Source organism: Lutibacter flavus (assembly GCF_900188355.1).
GTDB lineage: Bacteria > Bacteroidota > Bacteroidia > Flavobacteriales > Flavobacteriaceae > Lutibacter > Lutibacter flavus.
In genome coordinates this window covers 382,334-395,681 of the sequence record NZ_FZNX01000005.1, presented here as the reverse complement: position 1 = coordinate 395,681, position 13,348 = coordinate 382,334, and the positions used below count along the sequence as shown (strand labels likewise).

Annotated in this window: 10 protein-coding genes; 5 read left to right on the top strand and 5 right to left on the bottom strand. The window is 29.3% G+C overall.

Annotated features, from left to right (window positions below):
* Positions 1 to 123 precede the first annotated feature (123 nt).
* From CHB63_RS14985 to CHB63_RS14975, 3 genes are all read left to right on the top strand, one after another.
* Positions 124 to 3,141 carry a tetratricopeptide repeat protein gene (locus tag CHB63_RS14985; RefSeq protein ID WP_089379318.1) on the top strand — a complete coding sequence of 1,006 codons (3,018 nt, stop codon included), beginning with the start codon at positions 124 to 126 and terminating at the stop codon, positions 3,139 to 3,141.
* A gap of 51 nt (positions 3,142 to 3,192) precedes the next feature.
* On the top strand, positions 3,193 to 4,923 hold the full coding sequence (locus CHB63_RS14980) for a porin family protein (RefSeq protein WP_089379285.1): 1,731 nt from the start codon (positions 3,193 to 3,195) through the stop codon (positions 4,921 to 4,923).
* Between the two features lie 197 nt (positions 4,924 to 5,120).
* Positions 5,121 to 6,737: an amidohydrolase gene (locus CHB63_RS14975; protein WP_089379284.1), complete on the top strand. Its 1,617-nt coding sequence runs from the start codon at positions 5,121 to 5,123 to the stop codon at positions 6,735 to 6,737.
* Between the two features lie 153 nt (positions 6,738 to 6,890).
* Here the strand turns inward: CHB63_RS14975 and CHB63_RS14970 are convergent, their stop codons facing one another.
* Entirely contained in the window at positions 6,891 to 9,113 is a 2,223-nt protein-coding gene (locus CHB63_RS14970) for an FUSC family protein (protein ID WP_089379283.1), read from the bottom strand.
* Positions 9,114 to 9,195: 82 nt separating this feature from the next.
* On the opposite strand from CHB63_RS14970, the gene CHB63_RS14965 reads away from it, so the two are divergent.
* Positions 9,196 to 9,849 (top strand): uracil-DNA glycosylase family protein, encoded by a 654-nt coding sequence (locus CHB63_RS14965; RefSeq protein WP_089379282.1) that lies wholly within the window; start codon positions 9,196 to 9,198, stop codon positions 9,847 to 9,849.
* Here the strand turns inward: CHB63_RS14965 and CHB63_RS14960 are convergent, their stop codons facing one another.
* Positions 9,850 to 10,083: a CDGSH iron-sulfur domain-containing protein gene (locus CHB63_RS14960; RefSeq protein ID WP_089379281.1), complete on the bottom strand. Its 234-nt coding sequence runs from the start codon at positions 10,081 to 10,083 to the stop codon at positions 9,850 to 9,852.
* 165 nt (positions 10,084 to 10,248) lie between these two features.
* Between CHB63_RS14960 and CHB63_RS14955 the strand changes: the two genes are divergently transcribed.
* Complete coding sequence (locus CHB63_RS14955; RefSeq protein ID WP_089379280.1) at positions 10,249 to 10,701, top strand: FKBP-type peptidyl-prolyl cis-trans isomerase; 453 nt, start codon at positions 10,249 to 10,251, stop codon at positions 10,699 to 10,701.
* 36 nt (positions 10,702 to 10,737) lie between these two features.
* On the opposite strand, the gene trpA is transcribed toward CHB63_RS14955, so the two are convergent.
* From trpA to CHB63_RS14940, 3 genes are read right to left on the bottom strand one after another with little or no spacing between them, the layout of a single operon-like run.
* Complete coding sequence (gene trpA, locus CHB63_RS14950) at positions 10,738 to 11,499, bottom strand: tryptophan synthase subunit alpha (RefSeq protein ID WP_089379279.1); 762 nt, start codon at positions 11,497 to 11,499, stop codon at positions 10,738 to 10,740.
* Between the two features lie 3 nt (positions 11,500 to 11,502).
* The gene (gene trpB / locus CHB63_RS14945) at positions 11,503 to 12,684 is read right to left on the bottom strand and encodes a tryptophan synthase subunit beta (protein WP_089379278.1); all 1,182 of its coding nucleotides are present in this window, start codon (positions 12,682 to 12,684) and stop codon (positions 11,503 to 11,505) included.
* Entirely contained in the window at positions 12,684 to 13,310 is a 627-nt protein-coding gene (locus CHB63_RS14940) for a phosphoribosylanthranilate isomerase (RefSeq protein WP_089379277.1), read from the bottom strand. Before CHB63_RS14940 ends, trpB begins: the two co-directional genes overlap by 1 nt.
* Between the last annotated feature and the right edge of the window lie 38 nt (positions 13,311 to 13,348).

Here is a 13,348-nt window from a genome sequence, read left to right as displayed (position 1 = left end):
CAATTTAATAATTGGGAATAGTTCTTGTAATAACCTTTTGATAAAAATATTAATAACCAAATGCAATTTCAAAAAATTATTGCGTTATTAGATTATAGTTTTAAACTTTCAATTTTTATTAAAATGAATTATAAAAAAATTGTATTACCTATTATAGTGTTTTTTATTTCCATCACTATTTCAGCACAAAAAACAGCCATTTACACTAATTCACTTAAAGAATATAATCACGCAGTAGAATTGTATCAAAATAAGGCATTTGTTGCTGCTCAGCAAAAATTTAATACCATAAAAAATGATTTTGATAATTCTTCAGAATTAAAAGCTAATTGTGAATATTTTGCTGCCAACTGTGCTATTCGGTTAGGTCAAAGAAATTCAGATGATTTAATGCAACAATTTGTTGATAAATACCCTACAAGTACTAAACGAAATTCAGCTTTTATAGATGTTGCCGACTATTATTACAAAGTTGGAAAATATTCGTATGCTGCAAAATGGTATAAAAAAGTAAACACTACCAATTTAACTTTAAAACAAGAGGAAGATTATAATTTTAAATATGCTTATTCTCTATTTATAAATAAAAATTACTCAGCCGCAAAAAACTATTTTTTAAACTTATTAGACTCGCAGGAATATGGAGCTCAAGCCAAATATTATTATGGTTTTATCGCTTATAACCAAGATGATTACGAAACTGCAGATAAATATTTAGGTGAAGTTGAAGAGGATACTTCTTTTAAAAAAGATGTTTCTTATTACTTAGCAGATATGAATTTTAAACTCGGAAAGTTTCAAATAGCTATTGATAAAGGAGAACCTTTACTAGAAAAATCAAGAGGATTAGAACATTCTGAAATTTCAAAAATTGTTGGAGAAAGCTATTTTAATCTTCAAAAATATGAAGAAGCAATTCCACATTTAAAAAACTATAAAGGTAAACGTGGTAAATGGAATAACACAGATTATTACCTACTTGGTTATTCCTTTTATAAGCAAAACGATTTTGACAATGCCGTTAGTAATTTCAATAAAATAATTGGCGGTAATAATGCCGTTGCCCAAAATGCTTATTATCATTTAGCTGAATGTTACCTCAAATTAGAAAAAAGACAAGAAGCCTTAAATGCATTTAGAAATGCAGCTAATATGGAATTTGAACCGGAAATTAAAAAAGATGCATGGTTAAATTATGCCAAATTAAGTTATGAAATTGGAAATCCATATAAAAGTGTTCCTGACGTTTTGCAGGAATATATAGAGTTGCATCCAAATTCAACTCATAAAGAAGAAATTAATGATTTAATAATCAGTGCATACATTACATCAAAAGATTATAAAGGTGCTTTAGAATTTTTACAGAATAAAAAAAGTGCCAAAGAACGTGCTTTGTATCAAAAAGTTGCTTTTTATAGAGGGACAGAACTTTTTACAGAAGGTAATTACGATTTAGCCAAAGAAAGTTTTGAAAGCTCTTTAACCATTCCATTAGACCCTACATTTACTGCAAAAGCTACTTTTTGGAAAGGAGAATCAAATTATAGATTAAATAATTTTATAGATGCACTTGCCGATTTTAAAGATTTTTCATCTAATTATGAAGCTTCAAAAACAACAGAATTTAAGCATCTAAATTACAATATAGCTTATGCCCTGTTCAAACAAAAAGAATACGGACAAGCTACTGATGAGTTTAAAAAATACATCAATAAAAACACCGATGATAAGATTAGAAAAAATGATAGCTATTTAAGAATTGCCGATGGTTATTTTGTGAACAGTAACTATTCCAGTGCTATTAGTTTTTACAATAAAGCCATTGATATGAATGGAATTGATGGTGATTATGCGCAGTTTCAAAAAGCAATTTGTTACGGCCTTACAGGAAACGAAAATTTAAAAATTGATGAATTAAATTCTTTTTTAAACAAATATTTAAGATCTACTTATAGAGATGATGCGTATTATGTTTTGGGTAATTCTTACATTAAAAAAGGCAATAACCAACTTGCTATTGATAGTTTTGACAAGCTAATTTCAAATTATAAAAGAAGTCCGTTGGTTTCTAAAGCATTGCTAAAAAAAGGGTTGATTTATTATAATTCAGATCAAAATAACCAAGCATTAGCAACCTACAAAACAGTTGTAAATCGTTTTCCAAATACTTCTGAAGCAAAACAAGCAATTAAAGATTCTCGTCAGATTTACGTGGATTTAGGTAGAGTTGATGAATATGCTGCTTGGGTAAAAGATATTGATTTTATAAATGTCTCGGATGCAGAATTAGACAATGATATGTACGAGTCTGCTGAAAAACAATACCTACAAAATAACCATAATAAATCAATTTCAAGCTTTAAAAAATACTTACAAAACTTCCCGAGAGGGTTACACACATTGCAAGCTCATTTTTATTTAGCGCAGTCATTATTTTCGGAAAACAAGCATAATGAAACCATTCCACATTATAAAAATGTGATTGATCAACAGCAAAATGAATTTACAGAAAGTGCTCTTTCAAGATTAGCGTTGGTTCATTTAGAAAATAACAATTGGCAAAGTGCAATTCCAGTATTGGAAAGATTAGAGTCTGAAGCCGATTTACCTCAAAATATCACATTTGCACAGTCCAACTTAATGAAAGGTTATTATGAAAGCAAAAACTATAGCAAGGCTGTTAATTATGCAGAAATGGTATTGCGAGGTGCTAAATTAGAAACACGTGTAAAATCTGATGCACATATTATTATTGCACGTTCAGCTATAAAAACTAACAATGAAGATAAAGCCAGAAATGCCTATAAAGAAGTAGAAAAAATAGCCTCAGGAGAATTAAAAGCAGAAGCTTTGTATTACGATGCTTATTTTGAAAATAAAGATGGTAGCTACAGAGTATCAAACCAAATTGTCCAAAAAATTGCATCAGATTATTCTGCATATAAATATTGGGCTGCTAAAGGTTTATTAATTATGGCAAATAATTATTACGAATTAAATGATGCTTATCAGGCTACTTACATTTTAGAAAGTGTAATTAAAAACTTTTCACAATTTGATGATGTTGTTGAAAAAGCGACTTCAGATTTAAATAAAATAAAAACTGAACAAGCAAAAACAAACGAGTCAATAAAAAATTAATTATTGATTTAAAAATCAAAAAAAGACAGTTTCACAATTAAAAAATATACAATGCGAAAGCTATTTATAACTTCAACATTAATTTTAATAGCAAGTGTTTCTTTTTCACAGGAAACCAAAGTAGATACCTTAAGAACCGAAGAAATTATGGTTGTAAAACCGTATACACCTACAATTTCTGATGCTTTTAAAGTAAAATCCAATCCTGTAATAGATACAATTACTAAAATTCAAAAAGAAAATGTTAGCTATAGTATATTTTCTATTCCTGTAGCATCTACTTTTACACCTTCAAAAGGAAAAGCCAAAGGTGTTGTTAGAGAACCTAAAGAACGGCTTTTTGAAAATTACATTTCTGCAGGGTTTGGTAATTTTACAAGTCCGCTTTTCGAGGCTTATCTGCATACTGGAGATTCCAGATACAATGATCTCGGTATTTTTATAAATCACCACTCTTCTGAAGGAGGAATAAAAGATTTACAGTTAAATGATAGTTTTGCTGACACAAGAATTGATGGGTATTATAAACAATTTGATAGATATTATAATTGGCAAATAAATGCTGGTGTTCAAAGAAAACTATACAATTATTACGGAATTCCTGCTGATGTAATTTTTGATGATGCCGTAATTAATAATATGGATGAAAAACAAATCTATAAAAATATTTATGTTGGTGGAAAAGTAAATTTTGAAGATTCGTTTTTTCAAGGAGCAACAGCTGAATTAGTTAACTTTTCAGACAATTTTAGTAGTAATGAATTTAGATTTATAGCTAAACCTAAATTAGAATTTCCAATTTCAACAGAGCTAATTAACGGTGAATTTTTAATAGATCTAATTAATGGTAAATTTGAACAAAATTACGATACAACTGATGATTTAAAATACAGCTTTTTAAACTTAGGGTTCAATCCTAATTTTGAAGTTTTACGCGAAAACTTAACCGTAAACTTAGGAGCTAAATTATACTACTCAAGTGATCTCGATAATAAAACAAATAAATTTTATGCATATCCAAATGTCACCGCTTCCTTTAAGTTAGTAGATGAAGTTTTTATTTTGGTGGCTGGAGTTACAGGAGATTTAATTCAAAATACATATAGAGATTTATCAACTGAAAATCCATATGTTTCCCCAACATTAAGCATTCAACAAACGGATGCTCAATATAAAGCGTTTGTTGGCGCAAAAGGAAAATTAGCTTCTAATATTGGATATAATTTTTCTGTGAGCCATACCAACGAACAAAATAAACCTCTTTTTATTCAAAACCAAACTAAAACTAATGGTACAATAAATGTTGCAAATTCTTATGAAGCAGGAAATTCATTTGGAGTTATTTATGACAATGTAAAAACTTTAGGATTCTTTGGAGAATTATCTATTGATGCATCAAAAGAGTTTAATTTTGGAGGAACAATTAATTACGCAAATTATACTACAGAAAACGAATTAGAAGCTTGGAATTTACCTTCAATTAAAGCAACTATAAATGCAGATTATCAAAACAAAAGTTGGTTTGCAGGAGCCAAATTATTTTACAACGGCCAAACAAAGGACTTTGTAATTCCTTTCGGGCAACCAACAAATACAGGGGTAATTGTAGAAAACGATTCTTATATGGATTTAAACCTAAACGGTGGGTACATTTTTTCTGATAGGCTAACGGCCTTTGCAAAAATAAATAATGCACTTGGTAAAAAATACCAACCTTTTGTAAATTACCAAGTACAAACTTTACAAATATTGGCAGGTATTACCTATAAATTTGATTTATAAATAAGCCATGAATTTTTCAACTATTTTATGTAGTTTTAACAATCTTTAAAACTATACGATTAGTGAGAATTCTATTTTTTTCGCTTATTATTCTAATGGACTTGTTACCTTGTAATCAAATTGAGCCTAAAAAAGACTTTGATATAACTTCAAACAAAATCGATTTTATAGCAAAAAAAATAATATAAAAATAAAAAATGAAAAAATTATCCATTTTAATTTTAGCTGTAATTACATTTTCTTGCACAAAAAAAGAAAAAGCAGATACTACTATAATAAATGCAAATATTTATACCGTAAATAACAATTTTGATAAAGCTGAAGCAATTGCAATTAAAGATGGAAAAATAATCGCAGTTGGAACTAATGAAGAAATTCAAAATACGTACGCCTCAACTTTTACAAATAACGTTCAAGGCAAAACTATAGTACCTGGTTTTATTGATGCTCATTGCCATTTTTATGGTTTAGGATTGCAACAACAAAAAGTAGATTTAAATGGAACTAAGAGTTTTAAAGAAGTTTTGTATAAAATTTCTCAATTTCAAAACAAAAACAATGTTGCCTTTATTACTGGCCGAGGTTGGGATCAAAATGATTGGGAAGTAAAAGAATTTCCAACAAAAGAATCGCTAGACAAAATTTTCCCTAATACTCCGGTTGCAATTAGAAGAATTGATGGTCATGCTTTATTAGTAAATCAAGCAGCGATAGATTTGGCAGGAGTTACGGTTAAAACAAAAGCTGAAGGTGGTTTTATTCTTCAAAAAAATGGAAAATTAACAGGTATATTTATTGATGGCCCTATGGATTTAATTGAAGCAATCATTCCAAAACCATCAAAACAAGTACAAATTCAAGCCTTAAAAGATGCTGAAAAAATATGTATAGATTTTGGTTTAACAACTGTTGATGATGCCGGTTTATCACAATCAACAATTGAATTAATTGATAGTTTACAGCAAACTGGAGAATTAAAAATAAGAATTTATGCAATGGTTTCAGCAAGTGATAAAAGCATTGATTATTACACTAAAAAAGGAATTATAAAAACCGATCGTTTAAATGTTCGCTCATTTAAAGTCTATGCAGATGGAGCATTGGGTTCTCGCGGAGCAGCTATGAAAAAACCATATAGCGATCAGCATAATCATTTTGGAGCTTTAGTAACACCTCTAAGTGATTTAAAAAGTTTTGCTGAAAAAATTGCAACATCAGACTTCCAAATGAATACCCACGCAATTGGAGATTCAGCAAATTATGTAATGTTAAAAACTTATAAAGACGTTTTAAAAGACAAAAAAAATAGACGTTGGAGAATTGAACACGCACAAATTATTGATAAAAATGACTTTAATTATTTTGACAATATTTTACCTTCTGTACAACCAACGCACGCAACATCTGATATGTATTGGGCAGAAAACAGAGTTGGTGCTGACCGAATAAAAGGCGCTTATGCATTTAAAGATTTATTAAATAAATACGGAAAAGTAGCTTTAGGAACCGATTTTCCGGTTGAAAAAGTGAGTCCTTTGTTAACATTTTATGCTGCAGTTACTCGTAAAGATTTAAATAATTATCCTGAAAATGGATTTCAAATGGAAAATGCTTTAACAAGAGAAGAAACTTTAAAAGGAATGACTATTTGGGCAGCTTATTCAAATTTTGAAGAAGAGGAAAAAGGAAGTATTGAAGTAGGTAAAATGGCAGATTTTATAATTCTTGATAAAAACATTATGGAAATTGAAGAATCCGAAATTCCTTCAATAAAAATCAAAGAAACATATATAGACGGTGAAAAAGTAAAATAAAAAATATTGTCATTTCGAATTTTACTTTTTTCAGTAAAATGTGGCAATCTGTTTATTGATAGTCAGATTGCCACAGTCGTACCTCTTTGGAAATGACGCAAACCACTGATATTTATTTAGATGGTATTACACTTGATAATGTCGAATCCAGGCTTATATCTTATATTGCTTAACAGAAGAAACTAATATTTCAGATAAGTTGAATAACCATTTAACTTGTTCCGAAACTAGTTGAGCTTCTTTTAATTTTGAGCCAAGTTCAGGGGAAATTTCTATTCCTTGTTTTATTTCAGCATCACGCTTTTTTGAAAGAGTTTCAAAATTACTGTCAAACAAATCTTCCGCTTTTTTAACATCCGAATGTTCAACTTCTTCTTTAATTAAATTATTTTCAAGCAATTGAATGGCAATATTTAAATTTGAAATGATATGCTCAACATAAACTTTAAAATGAGGTGACGGTTCAGTTGTTTTATTATTTCTAAAAAAGGTACCTAAAGAAGTTAAGGAACTTAAAAACGTATTGTTTAAAACAACAATTTTATAAATAATTGAAAGTTCCTTTTGTTTAGATTTTGGATCTTGGTTCATTCTCTGATAGGCTGCATTTAAATTTCCAACATTTAAAAACGCTTCTTTTCTAGCCAATTTAAAGCTCGTAGGAACCTCTCCTTTCTTATGATAATAAACATCTATTTGCTTTAAAAAAATACGGTTTGATTTAAGCGCATCTATAAAAGATTCAGAAATATTTTGAAATTGCCAAGAAGGCCAAAGCAAATAATTTGCCCCAAAAGATAAAGTCGCTCCAATTAAAGTATCAAAAATTCTAAATTTAATTACTGATAAAATATTTGGCTCAATTAAAGCATAAACAAATACTACATTTAGGGTTATAAAAATAGCTGCATTTCTATAATTATACTGCATCAAAGAAAAAGCAAGTGGTAAGGAAATTATCGCTAATACCCCATACAAAATAGTATTTTGTGTAATTAAAATAACTAATGTTGCCAAACCAGCACCTATTAAAGTTCCAAAAACTCTATGTATAGATCTTTCTTTAGTAAGCCCAAAACTAGGCCTCATTATTACAATAATGGTTATTAATATCCAATATGGATTTTGCATTTCAAAAGCTCTTCCAATTACAAAACCCAGCATTACAATAATTGCAAGCCTTAAGGAATGCTTAAATATGGGAGATTTAAAACTTAAATTATCGATCAATTTTTTTAAATCGTAATCTTGAGGAGTTATAAACCTACCCGCATCTTTAATACTTGAAATAGTATTGTTTTTATTATAATTTGAAAGAACTCGCTCCAATCCAATAATATTTTGAGCTTGTTTTTCTTGATAACTTTTTAAATTCAACAGCATTAAGGTTCCAACTCTTGCTTTTGGCATTCCAATTAAAATTCTGTAATAATCAATATTTCTTTGAATTTCATTTAATTTTTCCGGAATGATAGAATTGGCTTTTAGCGGTTCTTCCTTTCTTATTACTTTGGCAATATGCTCTAATTGAAGCGCCATTTCATAACTCAAATTTTTAAACTCCTCAATTTTCTCTTTATGTTGTTTAAAAACTTCATCAAATTTTTCGTAATTAATTGGATTTGAAATAGCTAATTCATAAATATCTAATAATTCAGAAAAAAACAATTGTTGCCTTCTGGTTATATTAGAAAATCCAGATTTAAGTCTTTTGCTTAAAATTATTCCTCGAATAGATTCGTGACTTTCATTAATTTCAGTTTGAAGCTCAAACATTCTAATGCTTAATTTATCTCTATTCGTTTTGCAAACCAACAAATCACCTCTCAACCTTAAAAACTCAGCTGTTTTTTCAATTGTATCAATAAATAAATCATCTGTTTGAAACTTAGGAAATAAAAGTAAAGTAAGAATAGACAAAGATATATACCAAAGTCCACCTAAAGCTATTAAAAACGCGTGTGTTAATAAAGGAATTTCATTATAATCATTAGCAAAACTTAATACTATTGCTAACAAACCCGAAAAAGCTATTAAAGAAGCTCTAAAACCAAAAACTGAAACATATGAAACTAGAAATACAAAAACGCCTAACAAAGGCAACAGTAGCCAAATTAAATGCGCTATTGAACCAAAAATTAATGTCAAACAAAACGATAAAAAAACTGCACTTATTATTCCTAAATACTTGTGCTTAAACCCTCCAGGAACATCTGTTGGAAAACAAAATAAAACACCTAGAGCAATACTAAAACCAAAGGAAATCTTACCAAATAATACATTTGAAATTAGTATAGGAGCAATCATTGCTGAAGCTAATACAACTGCTTTTAGAAAATTAAAACTTTTAAAAAATCTCTTTATTGATTCAAACATATTAACTTAATAGATTGCAAATTTAAGTAGTATTTTTTTATTCATTAGTTTTATAAAATTATATAATTGTAAAAAAACATTAATGTTCATACATAAACATCCATATCCTCCATTTATTCCAAAAGCGGCAACTAAACTAATTGTTGGAACCTTACCTCCTCCCCGTTTTTACATGGGAAATTTAAAAAAAGGTGATGTAAACTTTTGCTATGGTAGTATTGATGGACAATTATGGAAAATTTTAGATGAAATTTTTAATCTAAATCTTAAATTTGAAACTACTGAATTTGCAATTCAACAAAGGAAAGATTTTCTAATTTCAAATAATATTGGTATTTGTGATATTGTTGAATCTTGTGAACGAGAAAAAATAGATGCTTCAGATTTAGGAATGTTGAACATTCAGTTAAGAAACTTGCCTTATTTTCTTAAAAGACATCATTTAGTTGACACGTTACTTTTAACTGGAGGAAATAGTAAAAATGGTCCCGAATATCATTTAAGAAGGCAATTAAAAGAACAACAAACTAATTTAATTCCAATTTCTACTGAAACGCCAAAAATTCATCATTTTGAATTTGAAGAAAGAACTATAAAGGTAATTTCATTAACGGCACCTTCAGGTGCGGCAAATAGAGCAGTTGGTAGTAACCCTGAATACAAGTTATTAAAACAACAAAACCCTAATTTCAATACATTTGATTTTAGGGTTTTACAGTATAAAAAGTTTTTTTAACTATTTATGTGAACCATCGCAAAATGGGCCATTTTTAGTTTCTTTACAACTACATAAATATTTAGTCTCTGTTTTTTCGGCAGTAAAAACTTGAGGAGACATACCCTTTCCTTTATGCTGTCCATCGCAAAAAGGTTGGCTTTCGGATAAACCACAAGTACACCAAGCATATTTTTTTCCTTCTTCCAATTCAACAGCTAAAGGATTATCTCCTGCTCTTTTAGGTAATTCCATCTATTATTGATTTTTAAGTTTATTCTCTAAATATATCATTCTAAAATTACATCAACAAATATATTAGAAATGATAATCTTTTTTTATTAATCTGAACCGTCTTCACATAAAAATTGTAGGAATTTACCTTATATTCGCAGCTAATTAAAAAATAACGTAAGATTTATGAAACCATATATATTCTTTTTGCTTTCAATTATTTTATTTTCTTGTAATAAAACAAGTAATTCAACAATTACAAAAGCTGAAACTGAAGCAGATATTATTCAATATATTGAGGACAATAATTTAACAGCTCAAAAAAGTAATTCTGGATTGTATTATGTAATTACTGAACAAGGAAATGGTGCTGCGCCAAATAGCGACTCTAATGTTACCGTAAGTTATAAAGGTTATTTTTTAGATGGATCTGTTTTTGACCAAAGTAATGCTGCCGGAATAACTTTTAATTTACAACAAGTTATTAAGGGTTGGACAGAAGGTATTACTTATTTTAATGAAGGTGGAGAAGGAATTCTTTTAGTTCCATCACAATTAGGTTACGGTAGCAATTACTATAACGGAATACCTGGAGGTTCTGTATTAATATTTGATATTAAATTATTAAAAGTTGAATAATATCTATTACTATTCAACTTTTAACATTTAAAAAAATCAACAGATTTCTTTTATAAATTCATTAATAGAACCAACTCCTTTATTACTTAAATGCTTAACAAAAGCAGAACCTATAATTGCTCCTTTTGCTTTAGAGGTTGCCTGCTTAAAAGTTTCGGCATTAGATATCCCAAAACCAATTATTTGTGGTGCTTTTAACTTCATAGAAGCAATCCTTTGAAAGTATTCTTCCTGCGTATTTCCAAATCCACTTTGTGATCCAGTTACACTGGCTGAACTCACCATATAAATAAACCCATCTGAGATATCATCTACAAACCTTATACGCTCATCAGAAGTTTGGGGAGTAATTAAAAACACATTTATCAAACCATATTTTTCAAAAATAGCTTTATAATTATCTGTATATTCTTTTACTGGCAAATCAGGAATTATCAATCCATCGATACCAATTTCAGCACATTTTTTACAGAATTCTTCAATTCCATATTGCATCATTGGGTTAAAATAACCCATAATAATTAATGGGATAGAAACTGTTTTTCTAATATCTTTTAATTGTTCAAAAAGCACTTTTGTTGTCATCCCATTGTTTAGAGCTGTAGTTGAACTCTCTTGAATTGTTGGCCCATCGGCTAAAGGATCACTAAAAGGCAATCCTATTTCAATCATATCAACTCCACTTTCCTCCAACTTTTCAATTATTGTAAATGTGTCATTTAATTGTGGAAAACCGGCTGTAAAATATATAGACAACAGTTTTTTATCTTCTTGTAATTTTTGATTTATTCTATTCATTTTTTACAACTTAAAATATTTTATATAAGTATCTAAATCTTTATCTCCTCTACCAGATAAATTCAATACAATAACATCATTTTCTTTAAATGCTTTCTTTTTGAAAATAGCCAATGCATGAGAACTTTCAATTGCTGGAATAATTCCTTCTAACTCACACAACTCTAATCCTGCTTGCATTGCTTCATCATCAGTTACAGAAACAAATTCAGCACGCTTACTTTCACATAAATGCGCATGTAAAGGTCCAACTCCAGGATAATCTAACCCCGCTGAAATTGAATATGGCTCTGTAATTTGTCCGTCCTGTGTTTGCATTAATAATGTTTTACTTCCGTGAATTATTCCTTCATTTCCTAAAACACTTGTTGCAGCACTTTCTCCAGAATCTACACCTAAACCTGCTGCTTCAACAGCTATTAACTTTACACTTTCTTCGTCTAAATAATGATAAAAAGCACCTGCCGCATTACTTCCTCCACCAACACAAGCAATTACATAATCCGGATTTTCATTTCCTTCTTTTTTATTTAGTTGCCATTTAATTTCTTCCGAAATTACAGATTGAAAACGAGCAACCATATCTGGATAAGGATGTGGCCCAACAACTGAACCAATAATATAATGTGTATCTACCGGATTGTTAATCCAATCTCTAATTGCTTCATTTGTCGCATCCTTTAAGGTTCTACTACCTGATAAAGCAGGAACAACAGTCGCTCCTAACATTTTCATACGGGCCACATTTGGTGCCTGACGTGCAATGTCAATTTCACCCATATACACAATACATTCAATTCCCATTAATGCGCAAACTGTAGCAGTTGCAACCCCGTGTTGTCCTGCTCCTGTTTCGGCAATAATTCGGTTTTTACCTAGGCGCTTTGCCATTAAAATTTGCCCAATTGTGTTGTTTACTTTATGAGCTCCGGTATGACATAAATCTTCTCGTTTCAAATAAATTTTCGTGTTGTATTTTTCGGACAACCGTTTTGCAAAATACAACGGAGTTGGTCTTCCAACATATTCTTTTAATAGCTCATCAAACTCCTTTTTAAAAGAATCCTCTTGCATTATTTTTAAATAATTCTGACGCAATTCTTCTACATTCGGATACAGCATTTCAGGAATGTAAGCGCCTCCAAATTGTCCGTAATATCCTTTTTCATCTACAAAATAACTCATTATAAATTTTGTTTAAATTCTTTAATATCTTCTATATTTTTCAATGCAGCTTCAATTTCAAAACCGCTGTTAATATCAATACCAATACATTTATTAGATTCCTTCCTGTGCAGGAATGACAATATTGCCTTTGAATCATTCTTTGATATTCCTCCACTTAATAAAAATGGAATTTTTCCTTTATATTTTTCTAATACCTGCCAATTAAATTTAACTCCGTTTCCTCCGTAATCTTTTCCTTTTGTATCAAAAAGGAAATAATCACATACCTTTTCATAGGCATTTGTGTTAGAAAAATCAAAATAATCGTCTACAGAAAAAGCTTTTAAAATTTCTACTTTACGAATAAGCAAAACTTTTAATTCCTCACAGTATTCAGGAGATTCATCCCCATGTAATTGAACAGCTTCTAATTGATGTTTTTCCATAATTTCAATAATATTATCAATTGTTTCATTTACAAAAACTCCAACCTTTTTAATTTTTGATGGAATTTCAACTTCAGGAAAATTAGTAACAAAACGCTTCGATTTTTTGTAAAAAATAAAACCTAAATAATCTGGTTCTAATTTTATTAGGTCCAAAATATTTTCGGCATCTCGCATTCCGCAAACTTTTACTAACATCTTTAATGTTCTTTTATCTTTAATTTGTCATACCTGCT